24 protein-coding genes are annotated in these 22,669 nt (G+C 33.9%); 14 read left to right on the forward strand and 10 right to left on the reverse strand.

Annotation, left to right across the window (positions count from 1 at the left end; genetic code table 11):
• Window positions 1-73: 73 nt before the first annotated feature.
• The 3 genes from ABE34_RS04130 (at window position 74) to ABE34_RS04140 (ending at window position 3,741) form a co-directional block, all read left to right on the forward strand.
• Window positions 74-1,294: a phosphoenolpyruvate hydrolase family protein gene (locus tag ABE34_RS04130; protein WP_197140667.1), complete on the forward strand. Its 1,221-nt coding sequence runs from the start codon at window positions 74-76 to the stop codon at window positions 1,292-1,294.
• A gap of 403 nt (window positions 1,295-1,697) precedes the next feature.
• On the forward strand, window positions 1,698-2,957 hold the full coding sequence (locus ABE34_RS04135; protein WP_197140669.1) for a Tm-1-like ATP-binding domain-containing protein: 1,260 nt from the start codon (window positions 1,698-1,700) through the stop codon (window positions 2,955-2,957).
• On the forward strand, window positions 2,923-3,741 hold the full coding sequence (locus ABE34_RS04140; protein WP_197140671.1) for a phosphoenolpyruvate hydrolase family protein: 819 nt from the start codon (window positions 2,923-2,925) through the stop codon (window positions 3,739-3,741). The genes ABE34_RS04135 and ABE34_RS04140 overlap by 35 nt, the downstream gene beginning before the upstream one ends.
• 720 nt (window positions 3,742-4,461) lie before the next feature.
• Here ABE34_RS04140 and ABE34_RS04145 read toward each other — a convergent pair.
• Complete coding sequence (locus ABE34_RS04145; protein ID WP_197140673.1) at window positions 4,462-4,623, reverse strand: hypothetical protein; 162 nt, start codon at window positions 4,621-4,623, stop codon at window positions 4,462-4,464.
• 246 nt (window positions 4,624-4,869) lie between these two features.
• Here ABE34_RS04145 and ABE34_RS04150 point away from each other — a divergent pair, with 246 nt between their 5' ends.
• Complete coding sequence (locus ABE34_RS04150; RefSeq protein WP_197140675.1) at window positions 4,870-5,121, forward strand: hypothetical protein; 252 nt, start codon at window positions 4,870-4,872, stop codon at window positions 5,119-5,121.
• Window position 5,122: 1 nt separating this feature from the next.
• On the opposite strand, the gene ABE34_RS04155 is transcribed toward ABE34_RS04150, so the two are convergent.
• On the reverse strand, window positions 5,123-5,299 hold the full coding sequence (locus tag ABE34_RS04155; RefSeq protein WP_197140677.1) for a hypothetical protein: 177 nt from the start codon (window positions 5,297-5,299) through the stop codon (window positions 5,123-5,125).
• Between the two features lie 75 nt (window positions 5,300-5,374).
• Entirely contained in the window at window positions 5,375-5,767 is a 393-nt protein-coding gene (locus tag ABE34_RS04160) for a YkvA family protein (protein ID WP_197140679.1), read from the reverse strand.
• Between the two features lie 134 nt (window positions 5,768-5,901).
• Here ABE34_RS04160 and ABE34_RS04165 point away from each other — a divergent pair, with 134 nt between their 5' ends.
• The gene (locus ABE34_RS04165; RefSeq protein WP_197140681.1) at window positions 5,902-6,411 is read left to right on the forward strand and encodes a MepB family protein; all 510 of its coding nucleotides are present in this window, start codon (window positions 5,902-5,904) and stop codon (window positions 6,409-6,411) included.
• A gap of 558 nt (window positions 6,412-6,969) precedes the next feature.
• Here the strand turns inward: ABE34_RS04165 and ABE34_RS04170 are convergent.
• Window positions 6,970-7,491: a GNAT family N-acetyltransferase gene (locus tag ABE34_RS04170; protein ID WP_197140682.1), complete on the reverse strand. Its 522-nt coding sequence runs from the start codon at window positions 7,489-7,491 to the stop codon at window positions 6,970-6,972.
• Window positions 7,492-7,957: 466 nt separating this feature from the next.
• Window positions 7,958-8,356, reverse strand: coding sequence for a hypothetical protein (locus ABE34_RS04175; protein WP_197140683.1), 399 nt, complete (start codon window positions 8,354-8,356; stop codon window positions 7,958-7,960).
• Window positions 8,357-8,741: 385 nt separating this feature from the next.
• On the opposite strand from ABE34_RS04175, the gene ABE34_RS04180 reads away from it, so the two are divergent.
• From ABE34_RS04180 to ABE34_RS04205, 6 genes are all read left to right on the forward strand, one after another.
• Window positions 8,742-9,167 (forward strand): acyl-CoA thioesterase, encoded by a 426-nt coding sequence (locus ABE34_RS04180; protein ID WP_197140684.1) that lies wholly within the window; start codon window positions 8,742-8,744, stop codon window positions 9,165-9,167.
• Between the two features lie 11 nt (window positions 9,168-9,178).
• Window positions 9,179-9,553 carry a DUF423 domain-containing protein gene (locus ABE34_RS04185; RefSeq protein WP_197140685.1) on the forward strand — a complete coding sequence of 125 codons (375 nt, stop codon included), beginning with the start codon at window positions 9,179-9,181 and terminating at the stop codon, window positions 9,551-9,553.
• Window positions 9,554-9,838: 285 nt separating this feature from the next.
• Window positions 9,839-11,152, forward strand: a complete 1,314-nt coding sequence (locus ABE34_RS04190; RefSeq protein ID WP_197140686.1) for an SPFH domain-containing protein — start codon at window positions 9,839-9,841, stop codon at window positions 11,150-11,152.
• Window positions 11,153-11,166: 14 nt separating this feature from the next.
• The gene (locus ABE34_RS04195) at window positions 11,167-12,270 is read left to right on the forward strand and encodes a hypothetical protein (protein ID WP_197140723.1); all 1,104 of its coding nucleotides are present in this window, start codon (window positions 11,167-11,169) and stop codon (window positions 12,268-12,270) included.
• A gap of 673 nt (window positions 12,271-12,943) precedes the next feature.
• Window positions 12,944-14,149, forward strand: coding sequence for an EAL domain-containing protein (locus tag ABE34_RS04200; protein ID WP_197140687.1), 1,206 nt, complete (start codon window positions 12,944-12,946; stop codon window positions 14,147-14,149).
• A 342-nt stretch (window positions 14,150-14,491) separates the two neighbouring features.
• Window positions 14,492-15,100, forward strand: a complete 609-nt coding sequence (locus ABE34_RS04205) for a hypothetical protein (protein ID WP_197140689.1) — start codon at window positions 14,492-14,494, stop codon at window positions 15,098-15,100.
• A 305-nt stretch (window positions 15,101-15,405) separates the two neighbouring features.
• Here the strand turns inward: ABE34_RS04205 and ABE34_RS04210 are convergent, their stop codons facing one another.
• The 5 genes from ABE34_RS04210 to ABE34_RS04230 form a co-directional block, all read right to left on the reverse strand.
• Window positions 15,406-15,705: a hypothetical protein gene (locus ABE34_RS04210; RefSeq protein ID WP_197140690.1), complete on the reverse strand. Its 300-nt coding sequence runs from the start codon at window positions 15,703-15,705 to the stop codon at window positions 15,406-15,408.
• A gap of 447 nt (window positions 15,706-16,152) precedes the next feature.
• A complete protein-coding gene (locus ABE34_RS04215) occupies window positions 16,153-16,485 on the reverse strand; it encodes a hypothetical protein (protein ID WP_197140692.1) in 333 nt (110 codons plus the stop codon).
• Window positions 16,486-16,610: 125 nt separating this feature from the next.
• Window positions 16,611-17,000 (reverse strand): hypothetical protein, encoded by a 390-nt coding sequence (locus ABE34_RS04220; protein WP_197140693.1) that lies wholly within the window; start codon window positions 16,998-17,000, stop codon window positions 16,611-16,613.
• 5 nt (window positions 17,001-17,005) lie between these two features.
• A complete protein-coding gene (locus tag ABE34_RS04225; protein WP_197140695.1) occupies window positions 17,006-18,094 on the reverse strand; it encodes a hypothetical protein in 1,089 nt (362 codons plus the stop codon).
• A 370-nt stretch (window positions 18,095-18,464) separates the two neighbouring features.
• Window positions 18,465-18,806 carry an ATPase gene (locus ABE34_RS04230; protein WP_197140697.1) on the reverse strand — a complete coding sequence of 114 codons (342 nt, stop codon included), beginning with the start codon at window positions 18,804-18,806 and terminating at the stop codon, window positions 18,465-18,467.
• Window positions 18,807-19,115: 309 nt separating this feature from the next.
• Between ABE34_RS04230 and ABE34_RS04235 the strand changes: the two genes are divergently transcribed.
• From ABE34_RS04235 to ABE34_RS04245, 3 genes are all read left to right on the forward strand, one after another.
• Window positions 19,116-19,808 (forward strand): SDR family oxidoreductase, encoded by a 693-nt coding sequence (locus ABE34_RS04235; RefSeq protein WP_197140698.1) that lies wholly within the window; start codon window positions 19,116-19,118, stop codon window positions 19,806-19,808.
• Between the two features lie 510 nt (window positions 19,809-20,318).
• Complete coding sequence (locus ABE34_RS04240; protein WP_197140700.1) at window positions 20,319-20,930, forward strand: flavin reductase family protein; 612 nt, start codon at window positions 20,319-20,321, stop codon at window positions 20,928-20,930.
• Window positions 20,931-21,225: 295 nt separating this feature from the next.
• Window positions 21,226-22,656 (forward strand): serine hydrolase domain-containing protein, encoded by a 1,431-nt coding sequence (locus ABE34_RS04245; RefSeq protein ID WP_197140724.1) that lies wholly within the window; start codon window positions 21,226-21,228, stop codon window positions 22,654-22,656.
• Window positions 22,657-22,669: the final 13 nt, after the last annotated feature.

The following is a 22,669-nucleotide window of genomic DNA, read 5'->3' on the forward strand; positions in this document are numbered from 1 at the left end:
TGTACATTACACTAAAAGAGAAGAATGAATAAATAACTGAAGACGAAATAACGTTTGTAGGGGTGAAAATTAAATGGAGGACAAACTAAATCATAAGTATGAAATAAAAAATTATTTGAACAAACAAATTAATAAAAATCAATATATTTTAGGTGTTGCAGCAGGTTCTGGAATGACAGCTAAATATGCAGAACAAGGTGGGGCTGATTTTATTCTTGCGCTAAATTCAGGACGGTTTAGAATAATGGGGGTAAGCTCATTAGCAGGCTTTTTACCGTATGCCAATAGTAATGATGTTGTAATGGATTTTGCATGCAAAGAGATCATTCCTACGATTAAAAAAATTCCAGTTTGCTTTGGTTTATGTGCAACAGATCCAACAATTGAGTTAGATAGCTATATCGATTTGATTCAGAAGAAAGGATTTGCAGGTATTAATAATTATCCAAGTATTGGTCTGATAGACGGGCTTTTTAGAAAAGCTTTAGAAGAACAAGGGATTACATATGAAAAAGAGATAGAAGCTATTCGTATCGCTAGTGAAAAAGGTTTGTTTACCGTAGCGTTTGTATTTAACGAGGAGCAAGCTATAAATATGGTAGAAGCGGGTGCAGATATTATTTGTGTTCACTTAGGTTTAACGAATGGGGGATCACTAGGCGCTAAAAAGATTTTATCTTTACATGCTGCCAAAAGGATGGCTGTCACTATTTTTAATAGATGTAATGAACTGAATCCAAACATAATCAACATGATTTATGGGGGTCCGGTTAATAAACCAATCGATGTTCAGTATATGTACGATGATACTAAAATTATGGGGTACATCGGGGGTTCCGTTTTTGAAAGAATTCCAAATGAACAAGCTCTAATACATATTACGAAATCATTTAAGCAGACGAACGATTTTCAATTGGATGAATTAATTAGTAAAATTACTGATGGTTTAGGAAACCGAGATGATTATATTCATTTTACAAAGAAGTATATCAGCTTACATTATATGGACGAAATTTCGTTGAATGAAGTCGCCGAAATATTAAGTTTGTCTCGCTCTTATTTAAGCACTTTATTTAAAAGAGAGATGAGTATTTCATTTACTGAATATCTTATTAATTTTCGGCTAAATCGCGCTATCGAAATACTGAAATTTGAAAAAATATCGCTAAATAATATTGCTGAAATGGTAGGTTATCCGGATTACACTCAATTTAGTAAAATATTCAAAAAATATAAAGGTGTGTCACCTAAAAACTATTTAACTTCTATCAGCAAGTGTTTGGACACCCGCTGAAATAGAGAAACTCAGTCTAAGAACGTCACGCCCTGTGGCAAAGACTGAGTGACCAACATCACGTTGGCCCAAAGCCTCAGGCGGATGTCATGGAATATGAAAGAAGTTCTAAGTGAATCAGTTGTTTCTGCCGCTTCGCTTTCGCACAGACAAGACCGGTTGCTACCGAACGTTGGCACGACGCTTTCGCACAAAAAACATCTGCAGGTCTAAGTACAAAGCCGATTCCAGATGCAATAATGCCTAGGCATTATTGATAATATAACAAAGAGACAATTTTATAGAACAAAAACACATTAACTCTCCCAAAAGAAAACGTTATTATGGAATGGAGTAATAAATGTAATCGCTTTCTTATATGATTATTTGGACGATTTAAAGATCTAGAAGGGAGAGAGATGATATGAAAACAATTGCTTTGGCTGGAACATTTGATTCAAAAGGAAAAGAATATTTGTATGTAAAAGAGTTGATTAGATCGTTAGGTTTCAATACTTTTACGATTCATACAGGTGTTTTTAAGCCAGCGTTTGAGCCTGACGTATCAAATGCTGAAGTAGCAGCTACGGCTGATGAAGATATACAGGATATTGCAACAAAGAGAGATCGAGCAAATGCAACTGCAATTCTTGCAAAAGGGATGGAAGTGCTTTTGCCGAAACTGTATGAAGAAGGAAAATTTGACGGTGTACTTTCCTTTGGAGGTACTGGAGGGTCATCTATCGTAACAACTGGTATGAGAGCACTACCAATAGGTGTTCCAAAAGTGATGGTTTCTACTGTTGCTTCTGGTAATACGGAGCCATATGTAGGAACTAGCGACATCATTATGATTCCATCGGTAGTAGACGTTGCTGGTTTAAATGTGATTTCGACTAAAATATTTTCGAATGCAGTATTTGCAATTGCAGGTATGCTGAACTTTGAAAATAAAACGATCGTTAAAAAGAAACCACTTATTGCTGCAACTATGTTCGGACTAACAACACCTTGTATTAATCAGGCTAAAGATTTTTTAGAAGCTAAAGGATTTGAAGTATTAATATTTCATGCAACAGGTGTTGGTGGTCGTACAATGGAGAATTTAATAGCTAATGGATTTATAGATGGAGTCCTTGACATAACGACCACTGAATGGGCTGATGAGTTAATTGGCGGTGTATTAAAAGCTGGTCCGAATCGTTTAGAAGCAGCTTCTAGAAAACAAATTCCTCAAGTTGTATCGGTGGGTGCGATTGATATGGTTAACTTTGGTCCATTTGACTCTGTCCCTGATAGATTTAAAGGTCGAAAATTTTATAAGCATAATCCAACAGTTACTTTGATGCGTACATCTGTTGAGGAGAATAAACAAATAGGTGAAGTAATTGCAGAAAAATTAGCTTTAGCGAAAGGATACACAGCATTATTTTTACCGCTGGAAGGGCTCTCTGGTCTAGATGTTGAAGGACAACCTTTTTATGGTTTAGAAGAAGATAGAATGTTATTAGATACATTAAGAAAAAATGTTGACCAAAACAAAGTGGAAATGATTGAAATCAATGCGGATATTAATAGTGAAGAGTTTGCACTAGCTGCAGCGAGGAAATTGATTGAATTAATAGAAAATAAAGAGAGGGATAGCAATCATGTCAAAGAGACAAGAAATATTGAATCGTTTTAAAGAAGAAATTAAAAAAGGGCATATTCTGTTAGGTGTTGGAGCTGGTACAGGAATTACAGCTAAAAGTAGTGAAGCCGGTGGAGCTGACATGTTAATTGTCTATAATTCTGGCCGTTATAGAATGGCTGGTCGTGGTTCCCTAGCTGGATTATTATCTTATGGTGATGCCAATCAAATTGTTGTGGAGATGGGTAATGAAGTATTACCAGTTGTAAAGGATACTCCAGTACTAGCTGGTGTTAATGGAACAGATCCTTTTAAAGTAATGGAAGTTTTCTTAAAGCAGCTGAAAGAACAAGGGTTTAGTGGGGTTCAAAACTTTCCTACAGTCGGGTTAATTGACGGTGTATTTCGTCAAAACCTAGAGGAAACAGGAATGGGTTATGATTTAGAAGTAGATATGATTAGAAAGGCAAATGAATTAGACTTACTAACTACACCTTATGTCTTCGATGAAGAGCAAGCAAAGAAAATGGCTGAAGCAGGTGCAGATATTTTAGTGGCCCATATGGGATTAACAACTAAAGGAACGATTGGTGCACAAACTGCATTAACTCTAGATGACTGTGTCGATCGAATTCAAAAAATTATTAATGCTGGTAAGTCTATAAATCCTGAAATATTAGCAATTTGCCATGGAGGTCCAATTGCAGAACCGGAAGATGCTGCTTATATTATTGAAAGAGTAGATGGGATTGTTGGTTTCTTTGGTGCTTCTAGTATTGAGAGATTTGCTGCAGAAAAAGGAATCAAGGAGCAAACTGAAGCTTTCAAAGGTTTATAATTGAAAGTGTATTATTATCAGAAAAAAATACCAAGTACCGATTGTATCATTGAATTAAAGTTTGATTTAAATAATCTAAATAAATAAGACGAATCCATTTTAAAAAAAGATTGTTCAAATTGGATCCGTTTTTTGATCTCTTTTTAATTGAAATTTATTATTTTTTGGTATCTTTGTTACGCTTTTTCTTAACTTGGTTTGCTTCAATTCGGATAGTTTTTCACTGTTTTGTCTCGATTAAAAATTATTGTTAGTGTATTTAAAAGAATCGTGGTAATTAGTAAGATGGATACAGCTAATACTGAACTACTAGTTGTATCCATAAGAGCAGACCAATCCTCAATCTTAACAAGATGGTTATTATAAAATAATTGGAAACTTATCGATATAGCACAAGCACTGAAACTTAAAGTGCAAAAGATTAATCTTTCATTTTGGACTTTCTTATTAGTACTCAAAAGACTATAAATTGGTAACAGTATTGCTATTACACCAAGTGCTAGGCTTCCCAGATTAAGAAAACCTATCATAGAACATCTCCCCCTTATTATTAAAGGACGAAAGTATTTGGAAATTGTTTCTTGTTGATAATTAATGAATCATAAAGTTTGTTAGATTGTTTTTTTATTGGGCAATATGAAGAATGATCTTTTAGAAAAAAGGCCTCCAAAAGTCAGCATTCTTGATGTGACTCTTGGAGCAATGATTAATGTTCGCATATTAATGCAATCCGTCTTTTAACACAAAGTCTATAACAGATTTTTGTTGAGAAAGTTTGTAATAAGCATCAAAAATTTCGATAAGTGCATTGGCTAAATTCTCATTTTTTACATCATGTTTCTCTAGTATTTGATTAATTAGAAATTCCATTGGTTCTAACATTTATACCACCTACCTTTCTAATAGTAGGCTAACATTTAGGTATAAACATTTTCTGAACAAAATAGAAAAGGCCGCAGCGTCGTCACACGCTACAGCTCAGAAATTAAGCCAAGGGATAATCGATCAGTTTGCAATTAATACATTATTTCATACACCATATACATATTGAGAAGAAAAAATCGAGTGAACCAACAGATTTTTTGAATATACTATTTGAAACTAAAATAATGAGGGAGAGATGGTATAGTGAGCGAAATAGATAAACGAAACAGATTAAGCGAAGAACCATTTGCTTATCAAATAATGAAAAAAGGAACGGTAGTAATAGATTACGAAGGTAAACAGGTTAAAATTGTAAAGGATAGGGAAGCAGAGCGTCTTATCGCAAAAATCAAAGAAGTTGAAGACAACAAAATAGCAGTACAGTTATTGTTAGCTAAAATTACAGGTAATTTTAAACGAGGTAACGAGAAAATTGGAAAAAATAAAAGAAAGTAGCCTAAGACTTCGTAGTTTCATATTTCCTCTTACCAGTTTCAACACCCACTTCATAAATAAAGAGGTTCATAATAAAGAATAGAACAATTTTTTGAGTAGAGCTAGCTGACCAAAAGCCCAAATAATACATAAGCACAAGAAAAATAGCTAAAAGAGTTTTAATAATCTTTAGCGTCATCTTGATACCTCCTATTAGTCGGATTGATAGATTTCAAAATGATCATATAGTCAGGCAGTCTTGCTGAACAATCCTTTAAATATGATGAATAATTATTTTACTAATCCAAACTGCAAAGATAACCCAAATAATAATAAAAAGAATACCAACAAACCAATTTTTTGGTTTTCTAGATTGTTTTAACTTTTCTGCAGCTTCTTTATGATCATCAATCACATGTGGTGGAATTAATTTTAAAGCAAGGATAATTCCAAAAGGGACAATTATCAAATCATCAAGATAACCTAAAATAGGAATAAAATCTGGAATTAAATCAATTGGACTAAAAGCATAAGCAACTATAAGCATAGCCACAAGCTTTGCATACCATGGGGTTCTTGGATCTTTATAAGACAAGTATAGTACAAATAAATTTTGTTTTAATTTTTTAGCAAAGGCTTTGAACTTTGATAATAAATTTTTACGCATTGAAAAATCTTCCCCCATTCCTAGAAAGTATATATCATTAAAATACATCGGGGAAGAGAAATGCTTACTGAACAATTTCGGTGATAAGACCATGGATAATATACTTGTCGTAGTATGAGATAAGGAGGATAACTATGAATAAATTTAATAAGACGTTAACATATGTAAATCAATTACTTTATGAACCCAATCATTTAACTATAAAAAACATTCGTGAAGAAACTCAAAATGCAGATTATGGGGCTGGGATATTTCAGTTAAATACTAAATCGATTAGATTTAGAGTCGCCAAAATAACGCCTACTAAAATTGGCCAATTTGTTTCCTTTTGGGAAAAGGATGAAGCTAATAAAAATCAGGCATTTTCATATGAAAATGCGACTGATTTATTGGTAATAAACACCTTTCATCATAATGGTGACTTTGGCCAATTCGTTTTTCCAAAAGAGGTTCTATTAAAACAAAACATCCTTAAAACTGCTAATACAAAGGGGAAAATGGCAATTAGAGTTTATCCTAGTTGGGATACTCCCACTAGCAAACAAGCAATAGCAACACAAAAGTGGCAATTACCGTATTTTATTAATGTAAACGATAGGAATAGATTATCAATACTGGGTTTATTAAAATTATACTCCCACTAATAGTAGATGGAGTAACACTGTGCAACGATAGCTTCTACTTGTTCAAGATATTTTTTTCGAGCGGAATCTTTCAGACGACCGCTTTAAAACGTCTACGATTCCTATATTAAATGGAACTTTACTTCTAGGTAAGTATTGGATAATTGCTAGGAAAGTATCTTTTGAATGTCCAACTAGTATTTTCTTTTTAAACAAACTCTGCACCTCTTGTGAAACATATTAAATTACAATTAATTATACTAGGTTACTCGAATGTTCCAATCATCCAAAATTTAACACATGCTTTTAAAAGGATGAGAAAGTGATGGCTATTGTAGATGATAGGAAGATTACATAGAAGTTGTTTAAGATGTGGACATTGAAAAAATTTGGACATGACCAATTCAAAATGGGGGCATAGAAAGAGAAGGAGGGAGGTAACCCTAATTACTTTGTGATAAATACGGATCACCCTCTGTATAATCATATATTGTTCAAGTATGGATCCCTAAACTTCGAAAAGGATTCAATGGATGTTTGGGAATAAAAGGGAATTATACATCCGATAATAATATAGAGTTAGATTTTAGTATTTACAAATTCCATTAACAAAGCATAATCATTTTTAATTGTTTTAACTTTTGTAAACCCGCATTTTTCGTAACATCTAATAGCTCTTTCGTTAGAAACTTCAGGGTCTACTATTATAATTTCAGCGTCTGTTATATTAATAATGAGTTCAATAAATTTACAAACCATAATTGTTCCATAGCCTTTATTAAATAGATTAGGATTACCGATAAATTGATCTATTCCAAAAACCACTTCATTATTTAAATAGCTTAATTCTTTTAATTCTTCCGCTTGAAGTTTATAGTATTGCATAAATCCCATTGGGGAACCGTCTAACTCAACAATGAAGGGGAGAACTAGAATTTCACCACGAACGCGTGGTTCATATTTTTTCCTTACTTGTTCTATTGAAAATGGTGAATTAATATCCCCGTAAAATTCTAAAACTTCTCTCGTACTCAACCATTTAGCCATAAAACCATAATCATTATCAGTCATTTTTCTGATGTGTATTTTGTTGATATCCAAAAAAGTACCCCTTTCAAAACTACTAGTATTGAAATAATTTTATTCCCTACATATTTTAACATCTTTCAGCGGGTGTCCAAACAACCGCTGAAAGGAGTTTAAGCATCCTGCCGATTCTGGACGCAATTATGCCGAGGCATAATTGATATTTAGAACAATCACTTTATCTGTGGTTGGGACCGGCGACCGACCTTCCCGACCAAGATTTCATTGTAGTACTAGTATTCGCATGAATTATTTACCTATGGTTAATAATGGATAAAATAAATGGGTAAAATATGTATAATAAGGATTCTGAAAGATTGGAATGAATGCAGCATGGGTAAAATGAAAAGGTTTATGTATAATGTGTAAATTAAAACATAAAAAAAGCCGCAGCGTTTGCAGACGCTACAGCTCATTAAGAGATGTTAAACCTTCGTGCAAATTAATAATCATTTCTAATTATTGTTTATATTGATCTTCTTCAAATACCTGTTTTATATTTAGAAATATTCTTTTCTTTTTCAAAAATAGAAGTATTCTGTTCGTATTTTTGGGGATTAAATAGCTTTTCAAACTGTTGTAACAACATATCGTGAGAAATACCATTTAAATCTCCGGACTCTTTCATATTTTCTTGGGTTTGTTTAACCTCCCTAATAAGCAATCTAACTAATTTTTTTCCAATTGTTTTCACAATATATGTCCGTATATAACCATCTTCATATCTGATTTCAAGTTTAGGTTTATTATTTTTTTCGTTTTCGTCTTCGTCTTTATGTATATCTTCAATTCCAAATAAATCTAAGAGACTTTCTTTTTTTATATTTTTATTTACCTCGGTTTTTAAATAATTTAATGTAATACCGGTTTGAATTTTCATTCATAATTCTCCTTAGAATTTAGTGTTTTTTATTCCTTATTATAACCTTAAAAGTTAATAAACGGGGGGGTATTATGGAAATTCGTTCAGTGCTTTTAATATCAGTTAGCTGACGCACAAGCATTAAGTAGCACTAAAGACCACACTCTTTTAAATCGTAAAAAATACTGGAGTTTTAATAAATTTGAAATTACTTAGAATAAAAGAAAAAGCCGCAGCGACGAAAGCGACGAGTTTATAAGGCATTTAGTTAAATTTAAAATAAATTCTTTTTTACGAATCATCTCATTAAATTAAGTCATTTTTTCACCTAACAAAAATCTAAAATGCAAAAACCCCGCCAAATCAATATTTTTACGCTATAATGTAGGACGAGGTGAAGAAAATGTTTGTAAGTGAAAAACAAATTGAAATTCGATATGCTGAGACCGACCAAATGGGCGTAGTGTATCATGCGAACTACATTATTTGGATGGAAATAGGTCGTTCACAGTTAGTTAATGATGCAGGCTTTGAGTATGCAGAGTTAGAAAAAGATGGTTATGTATCACCAGTGATGGATTTATCCATTTCTTATAAGGCTGCTATGCATTATGGCCAGGTGGCAACTGTACGTACATGGGTGGAAAAACATGATCGATTACGTACAACATATGGCTATGAAATTTTACATGAAGACGGCACGATTGCAGCGACTGCTCAGTCCGTACATATTCTAGCGCAAAAAGATACGTTACGTCCGGTATCATTAAGTAAAATTGATCCGGCATGGGATGCAAAATACAAAGAAATCGCACGTGAGTCGAAATAGGAGAAAACAACATGGAACTTTTATTGGCAATCGGTGCAATTATGGCTTGTCTTGGTGTCGTGTTAGGCGCTTTTGGCGCCCATGCACTAAAAGATAAATTTGCGTCACCACATTATGCAGCCATTTGGGAGACCGCGGTGCAATATCATATGTACCATTCATTAGGTTTACTCGGGCTTGGTATTTTATCGAGTGATGCCCTTTTAGGAACTTCTAGTATGCTTTCTTGGGCAGGTTATTTAATGTTTGCAGGTATTGTGTTTTTCTCAGGTAGTTTATATGTATTAGCGGTTACAGGTGTGAAAAAGCTTGGAGCGATTACCCCGATCGGTGGTCTGTTATTTATCATTGCCTGGGTGCTAGTTGCTATTTCCGCATTTTTTTAAGAATATCCACTATAAATCGAGTGAGGTAGTTCCTATGGAGCTATCTCCTTATTTATAAAGAAGTAAAAAAATGAAACAAATTGTTCTATTTGTGCGTACTACATAATGAGTAGATTATTTTATCGTTTTAGCTTATTTCAATCGTTGCTCAAACATTCACTAAATTAGAGGATCTCAGGTTAAGAACTTCACATCTGTGAAAAAGCCTGTAGACGCAATTATGTCGAGGTATAATTGATATGGTAAAATAAGTCTTAAGTATATAAGTTGAAGGTGGGAATAAATATGGGTTTATTAAAAGCAGGAGTTGGCGCATTAGCAGGTGTTTTAGAAGATCAATGGCGTGAATATTTCTATTGTGAATCACTGTCCGCTGATGTTCTTGTGGCAAAAGGTTTTAAACGTACGTCTAAACGAGGGTCTAATAAAGGTAATGACAATATTATTAGTAATGGCTCTATTATTGCTATAAATGAAGGGCAATGTATGATGATTGTCGAGCAAGGGAAAGTAGTGGAGTTTTCTGCTGAGTCTGGGGAGTATGTTTATGATACATCAACAGAGCCTTCGATTATGTATGGCAATGATTTATCTGAAGGTATTATGGAAACATTCAAGCAGATTGGTAAACGCTTCACTTTTGGAGGAGAACCTGCAAAGGATCAACGTGTGTACTATTTCAATAAAAAAGAAATCGTAGGAAATAAATATGGGACACCAGCACCGATTCCTTTCCGCGTGATCGACCGTAATATCGGTCTAGATATTGATATTGCTATTCGTTGTCATGGCGAATATTCATATAAAATTGTGGATCCATTATTATTCTATACGAATGTTTGTGGAAACGTAGAACGTGAATTTACAAGAGATGCCATCGATAGTCAATTAAAAACGGAGCTGATGACTGCGTTACAGCCAGCTTTCGCACATATTTCAGCAAGCGGGGTTCGCTATAGCGAAATTCCGGCTCATACTGTAGCTCTAGCAGATGCCCTAAATAAAGTGTTATCAGAGAAATGGCTAGCAACACGTGGTTTAGCAGTTGTATCATTTGGCGTAAGTTCTTTAAAAGCATCTGAAGAAGATGAAGCAATGATTAAACAACTTCAACGAAATGCAGTGATGCGTGATCCAGGTATGGCTGCGGCTCATTTAACAGGTGCTCAGGCAGAAGCAATGATTGCAGCATCCAAAAATGATGGTGGAGCAATGGCAGGATTTATGGGCATGAATATGGCAGCTCAAGCAGGTGGTGTAAATGCAGGACAGCTTTACCAAATGAATGAGCAAAATAAACAGGTAGCCCAGCAACAAGCAGCGACGAATTCAGGTACATGGAAATGTGCATGTGGCAACGAAAACACTGGTAAATTCTGCTCAAATTGTGGGACACCAAAACCTGCAGAAGAAGGATGGACTTGTACATGTGGTACTGTCAACAAAGGCAAATTCTGTGGCGATTGTGGTGCTAAAAAACCTTCAGGAGCATTACAATACGTTTGTGATAAATGTGGATGGCAGCCAGAAGAACCTGCGAACCGACCAAAATTCTGTCCTGAGTGTGGCGATGTGTTTGATGAGAATGATGTTAAGTAAGGAGATGACTAATGATGCCAACGCGAGATGCTGAAAATTTTAAACAAGCAAAGCTTGATTTTGACGCTGAGTGTCCATCATGTAGTGCATCTATTGAATTTAACCCCGCATCTGGCAAACTTACGTGTCCATATTGTGGCTATGAGACTGAAATTGCAGCCCCAGAAAAGCAAGAGGAAAAAGTTGCCCAGGAAATGGAATTTGCAATGGCTGAAGAACGTGGGAATTTTAACTGGGGTGTTGAGAAAAAAACAGTTATTTGTAAATCCTGTGCGGCAGAAACAATTTATGATGCATTACAGGTAGCCGATAGTTGCCCGTATTGTGGTTCTAATCAAGTTATGGAGGCAAGTGCTAAAAACACACTAGCGCCGAACGGGGTATGTGCATTTGAAATAACAGATAAGCAAGCAGGAGAGAACTTTCAAAGTTGGATTAAGGGAAAATGGTTCACGCCAAAAGCTGCAAAAGAAAGTGCAAAGCCGGATTCATTTAAAGGAGTTTATCTTCCATATTGGACTTTTGATACTAAAACAAGCTCAAGGTATTCTGCAAGATACGGTAGACATAGAACAGTTACAGATAAAGAGGGAAATACCCGAACTGAAACCGATTGGTATTCCACAAGTGGTTTTTATCAGGAATTTATTGATGATCATTTAATTAGTGCAACAGCCCGTTATGATCGAAATATGATGAGAAAAATAGAACCTTTTAATTTACTCAACAATAAAGCCTATAAACCAGAATATGTATCAGGCTTTTTATCAGAACGCTACAGTATTGGTTTACAGGACGGATGGAGTCAAGCGAAGAGGGAAATTTCAGATCATCTGGAGGCACAAATTACTTCAAAAATACGTTGGGAACATAATGCGGACGTAGTATCTAGTTTACATTTCTCAACAACGCATGATGATATTACATATAAATATCTAATGTTACCAATTTGGCTTTCTTCATTCCGCTACAAAGAAAAGGTTTATCGATTTATGGTGAATGGACAGACAGGTCGGGTAGGTGGAGATGCCCCGATTTCACCACTTCGTGTAACAATTGCAGTTATCTTATCATTAATTACGATTGCGATTATTTGGTATTTCTTTATGTCAGAATAGTTAGGAGCAGTATTCCTGTAGGGTTAATCCATACGTTGGAATGCTGCTTTTTATCTACTTTCAGGCAATTATGCTAAGGTATAATTGATTTAGTAGTGAATGCGCGAGCACAAAAAATAAATGGGTGAATGGCTGAATCATTGTAGGAAATAGGATGAAAACTTCTAGTTATCACGACTGTCACTTCCGGTAGTTGCATAAATTATAATAGGAAGAAATTCTAAAGGGTTTTACACATTACTACATGAAAAAGGCGAATCCATGTGTTTATGTGGCGCTAAATAAAAATATATGTACTTAAGCAACCTATTTTATGGGAAAGTCGTTATGAAAGATGAAATGTCAGAAAAACGCACAATTTAGAGTACGTCTGTAGTATGAAAAAGAAATGTTATTTCGTCAAAGTAATGGTACTTTTTATGACCTTTATTGTTAAGAAGTGATGAACAGAAAGCGTGTAAAAAAATTATTAGGCACTAATTCGTTTTATTAATACATCATCTTGCTAGGATCTTGTTAAACTCTTCTGGACAATTTATTCCATAAAATAACGTCATGTGAAGTTGCTAATTTACTTTAAACAAATTATTATACATTCAGAGAGCTTTTTTTCATGAAATGAGCTGTGAATGTAATGTTATTCTTGGATAACATCATGTATGGAGGTTTCGCAATGGATGCAATTGAAGTGTTAACAAATTTAGATCAAATACATGGGTATTTTCAACCTATATTTAGCGCGGATGCGCATACGGTGATTGCCTACGAAATTTCCGGACAGTTACAAATTGAAGGTCAACAAATTAATTTAAAAGACTTTGTGAATAACGAAGATATTCCAGAAGAATATCGTATCGATATGGAACATAAAATTTTACACGCTGCATTAGCAAAAGTAGATGAAATCGGACAGGATATTGATATTTATATTCCAAGTAACCCGAACTTACTGATGCAGGATTTCGGTGAAAGTCATTTTAATATTATTCAACAATACATCAGTGAAGAGGATTTACATCGTATTGTATTAGTTGTTTCTGAGCATCGTTTTTTAGGTGACATTAATAAGTTGCACCATGCAGTACGATATTTTACGACTTTTGGTATCAAAATTGCTATTCAGGAAGTAGGAGCGGAGAGTCATCTAGAGCACATAGCTTTATTATCACCACAAATCTTAAAGGTCAATATTCGTGACTTAAATTATGATTCTTGGTCCGCACAGTCAGATATGATATCAGCAATAGGTAGCCTAGCTTATAAAATTGGCGCAAATCTTTTATTTGAAGGAATCGAAACAGTTTATCAATTACAATTTGCCTGGAAAAATGGAGGCCGATTTTATCAGGGCCGATACTTAGCAAATTCTGCATTGACATTTGTAGAGAAGGATATTTTAAAAGAGCGTTTTAAGGAAGAATGCCAACAATTTATTACCTCTGAAAAGAAAATTTTGGAGGCACAATATTTTGAGTTAAAAAAGTTGAGGGAAGAGCTAGAAGCAATCGTCCATCGCGTTAAGCCTTCTAGTGACAACATCACACATTTAGAGCATCTAGCACAGTTGTTGGATAGTTATTCGTTCCGAGTATATATTTGCAATGAAGATGGTTTCCAACTATCCCCAAACGTCATGCGTATAGATGGTCAGTGGGAATTGCAGCCTAGGGCGATCAATAAAAACTGGAGTTGGCGACCATACTTCCTACAAACAATCATTAAAATGCGCAACGATCAAAGCGGAGAAATTTCAGAGCTTTATCGAGATATCGAGACAGGAGAAATTACAAGAACATTTTCGATTGCAATAAACGAGCATGAGTACTTGTTCGTCGATCTTTCGTATGATTATCTTTATGAGCATAACATCTTTAGATAGTGCTACAAATGCTTATATATCAATGTTTCTGGGGTACAAGAATAACTTGTATCCCTAATTTGTGTAAAGATGGTCACTTGAATTTTATTGGATAAAAGAATTGTTTTTTTGCAACGGCGTAACAGTAGCTTCAGCAAATCAATTTATGGGCAGGAAATCTTTTGATTGAATGCTTATTTTTTATGGTAAAAAACGATGTAACTCTACCAATGTATTAAAAGCATTGCTGTTTAGAGACTTAGAAAAAAGCTAAATGTAGGGGAAAGCAAAGGAAATAGATGAAAATAGTTATGGTAAATCTCCATCTGTTTATGTATATTTATGAAGGAGGTAGTTTGAATTATGAAAAAATTATTTTTAGTACCACTCACATTGTTACTAATTATTTTGTTAGTAGCGTGTAACAAAGAAAGCGACAGTGGTAAGAAAACCGATAATGCTGATCAAACAGCAGAGGAAACACCATTAAAAGTCGATAAGGGACTTTTAAACGTTGAAGTTACAATACCAGCTTCGTTTTTGGAAGGTCAGGACATCGAAACTGCGATTACTGCAGCGAAAGAAGAAGGGGTTAATGAAGTCATTAAAAATAGTGATGGCTCTTTAACATACAAAATGCCTAAATCAGTTCATAAAAAAATGTTGAAAGAGCTGGAAGAAAGTGTTTTAGAAACGGTAGAAGAAATTAAAACTAGTGATGATTTTACTTCTATTAAAGATGTAACTTATAATAAGTCCTTTACGGAGTTTACACTAACTGTAAATAAGGAACAGTTTGACAACGGATTTGATGGTATGTCATCTATGGGACTTGCTATAGTGGGTATGTATTATCAACTTTTCAATGGAATGGATCCGGAGAAGTTTAAAGTTACTGTTAACTTTAAAGATGAGGCAAATGGAGATGTATTTAACTCAGTTGTTTATCCTGATGATTTGAATGATAAATAAACTGGAGAACACTTAGTATGGAATGATCCTCTTTAAATTGGGCATATAGAAATGACTATATAATTCTAGTCAATTACATGTCCTTTTGAAGGGGATATTTTTATAAGGTACGCAAATTTTGAGTGAAAAAAATTTTAGTAGCTAAATAAAAGGCTAAAAGGTCAATCTGTGTTAGAAAGCCACCGAAAAAGTCGATTAATACCAAAATTTTCGGTATTAATCGACTTTTAATACTTAATATAATTGAAAAACTTAATCAGTTCTAATATCCAATTATTTGAATTGGATTGAGAAGGTTTGTGTTATTATTGTTCTTTTCCCTGAATTTCTTCATTGAAAAAGTGAATACCTGTATGTCCTCCACCTTCAGCAACCATTTCGTTTGATGCTATTTTTGTTGGGGATGTTCCAGCTCGTGTCGCAGCTTGAGCAGCTATCCGCTCTGATATGTTTTTGTCCATTTCCGCAGTAGTTAAATAGGATCCTAATTTAGCTTTTGCATTATTGAGCATATTTAATGCTTTATCACGGTTTTCTTTTTTACTTAAATACGATGCTATTAAAGCTAACCCTGTAATTACAATACCTGTTCTTCGTTTCACCATTATTAACCCCTCCCCAAAATATTGTATCTGGTTCTATATTTTTCTTTACCCTATTTTAAGAGGATTAAACATAATAGAGTACAACAGCAAAATTCGCCGTGAATTTGAAATGAATCATGACACTTTTAGAAGAAAAAGATAGTAAAGGAGAATAGAAGAAGACCAATTCATGTTCAATATCATGAGCAAGAATTGGTCTTTTTTTGCATTAAAAACGGGATGTTTTTCAGTCCCTCGTAATATACAGACAGCATCTTTAAAAGACAATATTAAAAAGTTTTACGTCCTGCGGCAATTTTACTGTGCGAAAGCGAAGCGACAGCAGCAACAACAACACACGACTGAGTGACCAACATCACGTTGGCCCAAAGCCTCCGCGGATGTCACAGTAATCGGAAAGGAGTAGGTAAATGATATTAGCCTAAATCATCGCATAATTGATATAAATTATTTTAAAGGAATTCCAAGTCCTAATGTAGAAGCGATCGAGACAATAGAGCTAATTACACCTAGTATACTAGTTAATTTCTCTAATGGTTTTTTAGCTTTCTCATTATCTCCATTTTCAATATGAGTTTTAAGGAGTTCAAAATGAGCTTCTGCAATTTCTCGTTGTTCATCTGCTAGGTGCTGAATTTCTTCTTGAAGCTGTTGTAAAGCATTGATAATGTCACTTGATGGGCTAGCTATCCCTTGACTGAGTGTACCATTGTTTTCAATAGTTATATTACCTTTGTTTTCTCCAAAAGTTAGACCACCATATTTACTAGATTCACCCATATAACCATCTCCTAGTATAATAGTAACTTTCCCAAGTTTTGATACTTTATCTAATACTTGATCAGAATTTTCTTTTGTTAAAATATCGATAATTTCTCTTAAACTCTCGGGTTTATTGTGTTTAGTTAACCCGACATTTTCCTTTTTATTAGTAATTTTTTTTTTGAAAAACTTTGTCTGAAATCCTCACTTAATTCAATGATTGGAATAGCGTTTAATGGATCAAAACAATTCTCTGTACCACAATATTTGCATGAAATGGAATCGATACTTTCAAGTTCGGATTTACTAGCAGTTACAATACTTCTACTACATTCCTCACATTGAAATTCTAATTTTATTACGAGTGCTTCTTGTTTTTCTAATTCAGATAGTTGATCAATAACTAATCCAAGAGGCAAGTTAGTTATTTTTGCAATATAACTATGGTAAAATTTGTCAATTTTACTGATAGCAATTACCTCAAGTGCATTATCTATTTTTTGAGAAATTTCCCATGGCTTTAAATTGCTCAATACTTTTACCTCGCAGAATAAATTTGGTAAATCAATTTTCCTCTAATATAATCTAATACAGGTTCAGACGCAAATACATTGAACTTAAATGTATTTGTATTTACACCGATTCGAACAGAATACTCTTGTTTAACCCCATCAACACTATGTTCAAATAGTATAGATCCTTTTTGTTTGGAAAGATAAGGCTCTAAATAATTGTATAAGGGTAAACCTCTTAGTTCTCTAATGCTACCTAATCCGATCGTTTCAAGACCACTTAACAGTAACAAAGTAAAAGGTGTTGTTTCTAAAATACCGGTGATATGTTCGCAATTTAAATTTTGCTCTAGAACTGATAATTCACCATTAGTATAGTATTCATCAATTGCAGAAAGTATACTCACAATGGATTGACCCTGCGTTTCTTCAAATGTATTGACTAATCCTGCTGGTCTTCCTGTAGCATCAATCAGCCTTCCTTGAAGGGAATCCGCTAAAGTCGCAAGATTACCACCGTAATTATCCAATAAATCATACTGTTTGAATTCGTATTGTTCATCAACTACTTTAGTTAACCAGGCAATTATTTTTTTTGCAACGGCAGAACTTGCTCGTACTTCAATTATTCCCTTAACTTCATCAATGTAAACTGTTGTAATTTCATGTTTAATGTATTCTCTACGGTTTGCTAAAAAATAATCAACATTAACACCTGTTCTATGAATGAATCGTAAATAATATATTTTTGAGCCTTCGATATCAGCACCAGCAATAATGGTAGGATCAATAGGGACATTTTCACTATTTGGTGTAACTACTGTTTCGAAAGGATTAAATGGCATTTTATTAATAATACTTTGTTTAAAACCTGTTAAATCAGTTTTATTTGTCGCCTGGTACCAAGCTAAAGAAACTGTTCCCGAGAAAATATTATCGCTGATTATTTTAAGAACATCGCCATCAATATGCTCAAAAACATCCCAAACTCTGCTAGCTAATTCATTTACATTGCCATTGGTATCTAAAGTCATTTTATTACAAATCTCTTTGAGTAGAGTTTTGCTTAATCTATGCAAGTCTTGGGGGAAAATTAAAGATTTAATAGTGTTCATTTAACACCCTCCAGAATTATATTCTGTGTTCGATGAAAGTATGCATTTTACTTAATAAATATAATAGTATATGTATGAAAAACCCAAAAAATGACAAAATAATGTTGGTTGACAAGAAAAGATGGACATATATAGACCAAGATAGATGAAATTAGGAACAAAAATGTTAAAAAGTGGATGTTTATATAAAATGTCAATTCAGTACTACACCCAAAATTAAAAAGTCACTCCTTAAAAATGAGTGATTTTTCTTAATATTCGGCAAAATGAAATTAGGGTACATAGGAGAAGCTGGTTCTCAAATGTACCCCACTTGATTTTCCTTTAAATACTTTAAACGATGAATGTTAGTAAAGTTTTGTTCCTACTATTAATGAATCTCTGTTAATTCTGAATTCAGAACCCTTTGAGCCGTAATAATAACACCCGAAGCTGTTCTACCATAAACGCTGTATAATCCGCCATTTTGATCAGGAACGATTTCAACTTCATATTGAGCCGAACCTAGTACACTTCGAGTTATAAAAGTAGAAGCATTGGCATTTACAGCAAATGCAGTAGTTGATAGTAATCGTCTTGTACCGTTAAGTCTAAAAACTCTTACTACTCCAGTTAGTGTACCTCCAGTTAGATTGAGAATTTTTATACGAACGCTAGCTGCATTAGCTGGTTGATTTCCTGTATTTTCAATTGGTCCAGTAGTTAAAGGCAATTTAAATTCACCTCCTTCAAAAAAAAAGATTGATAATCTGCAGATTACATAATCATTGTATTCAGTTTCTATAGAAATGCTCTAAACGAAATCATCAATTTTCTATAAAAATGTAGAAATTGATATTTATATTTTTCTTCTTTAGCTATCGAATGAGCTATGTCTTTCTACCATTTTGGGTGTATTATATGAATAACTTAAATGAGTAACCGTACATATTAAGGCTTTTCAATAAGGCGGGGTGAGGATATATTTTTTTGATAGGAGTTCCTATTCTGGTATAATTAACTGCGAGAGAGGATGATCAGTATGAGTAAAAATATCGTTGTTATAACAGGGGCAGGCAGTGGTTTAGGTGCAGCACTTGCTAAAAAGTATTCGACTTTAGGCTATCACATTTGTTTACTTGGTAGAACAAAATCAAAGCTTGAGGATACGGCTAACACGTTAACTAATGGCTATTCTATTTATGAGGTGGATGTTTCTTCAAAACAAATGGTTACTCAAATAATTCATTCTATACAGGATGAGTTTGGGTCTATTCCGTTGCTAATTAATAATGCGGGTGTTGGCTATTTTGATAATGCTGAAAACTTGAATGAGGATTCAGTTCATCAAATGATTGATATTAACTTAAAAGGAACAATTTTTTGTTCACAAGCAGTATTAAAAGATATGAAAGAACGTAATGAAGGAACAATCATCAATATTGTTTCGACAGCTGGTCTAGAAGGAAAAGTAACTGAATCTGTTTATTGTGCTAGTAAATTTGGTGTACGCGGATTTACCGAGAGTCTAGCATTAGAATTAAGCGAAACAGCGATTAATGTATGTGCTGTATACATGGGTGGAATGAGAACAGAGTTTTGGGACGGGATATTTACTGAGGAAAAAACTAAAACATTAATGGATCCTAATGACATCGCTGATATTATTATGGACAATATAAAACCAAGAAAAGCGTTAGCTGTAACTGAGGTTGTCATTAAAAATCGACGATAACATAATGATCTGAAAAGAAAATGACCAGGCGCTGCAATTAATGTTGAGCCTGGTCATTTTCTATTCCATTTAATATTTCATCAAAATATACACTAGGTGTCCTTTATTTTTCACTATATGTAAAGAAGAATCTGTATAAAGTTTGTTTGGCATACTAGCCGACTTTATGTCAAACATTATCTTTTTAGCCATGCCAATAAGGGGCGAGTAGCATTGCTTAAAGAATCTTTTTCTGTCATTGCAACTGCATCATAGTATACTGGTAGCCCATTATTTTGAAAAACTTCAACGGCTGCTTTTATAACTTCATGAAATGCCTTTGATTTGCTATTATTTGATGGGAAAAATACTTCTTTTTAATAACGCTATTTAACCCTAAAAAAACCAACTTAACTTGATAATCCATTAATCAATCATGTCAAAAACCGAAAATGTAATTCATATTTCGATGAAAATTGAAATATTTCTCTTGTACTATAAAAATTGAAAGTACGGATAGGAGGAGAAAAAATGACTCAAATTGCTAATACAGAAATGATTCACCCAAAAATTTTATACTACGGGACACCTGTGATTTTATTAACTACATTGAATGAAGATGATACCGTAAATATTAGCCCTCTTTCGTCATCATGGGCATTAGGGGATTGTATAATATTAGGGATTGGGCTTGGAGGAAAAGCTATTGAAAATTTAGAACGACATCCAGAATGTGTAATTAATGTCCCAGGACCTTCATTATGGGAGAACGTAGAAAAATTAGCTCCATTTACAGGGAAAAATCCCGTTCCTGAATTTAAGAGAGTGAATGGATTTTCATTTGAAAAAGAAAAATATGAAATTAGCAACTTAACACCAACCGAGTCTAAATCAGTAAAGCCTTCAAGAATTTCAGAGTGTCCAATTCAACTTGAGGCAAGGGTAAAACATATTCGAATCCCTGAATATGCCTCTTTTTTTGCCATTGTTGAGACACAAGTTTTACATGTCCATGCCCATAAGGAAATTATTGTTGAAGAAAATTATATTGATCCTAATAAATGGAGCCCACTAATTTATAATTTCCGACATTATTTTGGACTTGGTCATCAGTTAGGTAAAGCGTTCAGAGCAGAAATTTAACTATTATTAGATATCGTAGAAAAGATCAGCACTCATTTTTTATGAGCGACTGGTCTTTTAGTGACTTTTTTAGATGATAAAAGGACAGTAAGTTACAAAACTGTTATATTGTGATTTCTTTAGTCATGTAAAACGATTGTTGTGGTCCGAAATGCTTGGTATAGTTAACGATGCTGTTATGATAAGTTATAACCTTATACCTAGCAATGATTGCTTAAAGGAGAAATGAAAAGTGAAAGCACTATTAAAAATCTATTTGTCTATAATCGTTACGATTGTGGCCTTTTATAGTTTAATGCCTACAATTGTAAACGCAAATGCAAATGAAAAAATTCAAAAGATTGATCAATTTATTCAAGAGCAAAAGGCGATTAGTAAAATTCCAGGGATATCGTTAGTAATTGTTGAGAGGGGGAAAACGGTTTATGAAAAAGGTTTTGGATATGCCGATGTTCAGTCAAAAACACCAGTTACCTCCAAGACATTATTTGAACTAGGGTCTACATCGAAAGCCTTCACTGGACTTGCCATTTTAAAATTGGAGAAGGAAGGGTTACTAAAACGCTCTGATGATGTCCGAAAGTATATCCCGTGGTTGGAGTTGGAATTTAATGGGGAACCACAGGCGATTACTATTAATCAGTTACTGTATCATACAAGTGGTATAGCTACGAACACAATATCAACTATTCCTAAAAGTAACGAAGAGAACGCACTTGAATTGACTGTAAAAAAATTGCTTGATCAGCCATTAAATAGACAGCCAGGTAGTTCATTTGAATACGCAACAGTCAATTATGATGTTTTAGGACTCGTTATTGAAAAGGTTTCAAAACAACCGTTTGATATGTATATCAAACAGCATATATTAGAGCCAATCAATATGAAAGATTCATTTGTTGGAATTCATCAAGTGGAATCTAATGAGATCGCGTCAGGATATAAAATAGGACTGATGAGAGAACAGGAATACACACCACCTATTTACCGTGGAAATATACCTGCTGGTTATATTATTAGTAACACAAACGATATAGCAAACTGGTTAAAGCTCCAGTTAGGAAATAGCCAAATTAATTCGATTGAGAATAAAATTATTCAAGAATCGCATATCCCAGATCAATCCGTGGAGCCATTTGATAAGGATACATACTACGCAAGTGGATGGGGAGTTATAGGGAAAGAAGATAAACAATATATATTCCATGCTGGTGAAAACCCTACATTTTCATCTTATTTCATCATGCAGCCCGATGAACAAATAGGAGTAGCTGTATTATCCAATATGAACTCGAGCTATACAACTGCGATAGGACAAGGTGTTATGGATTTATGGGAAGGGAAATCGGTAAATACTATTCATGCTGACAACTTTCAGAATTTGGATAAAACGCTGTCACTTATATGCGTAATTGTTATAGGCTTTGGGATGTTTTTAATCGTTCTATTGCTACAATCCTTGAAAAAGGTTATTAAAAAACAACGCATTATAGTAGCTCTAAATATGAAAAGGGCTTTATTATTAGTTTTTCATTCTTTAAGTGTTGCAATAATTATTGCATTGATCATAATGTTCCCGAAAGTATTATCTGGGGGATCAAATTGGGAATTTATTAAAGTATGGGGTCCAACGTCAATTACTGTGTTATTTTATAGTGTAATTGCGTCTAGTGTGATTTACTATTTAGTAGGTTTGGTAAAAAAAGGAAAAGAATTAGAAATGTAGAGATTTGATTGTT

Source organism: Lysinibacillus sphaericus (assembly GCF_015844675.1).
Taxonomy (GTDB): Bacteria; Bacillota; Bacilli; order Bacillales_A; family Planococcaceae; genus Lysinibacillus; species Lysinibacillus sphaericus_E.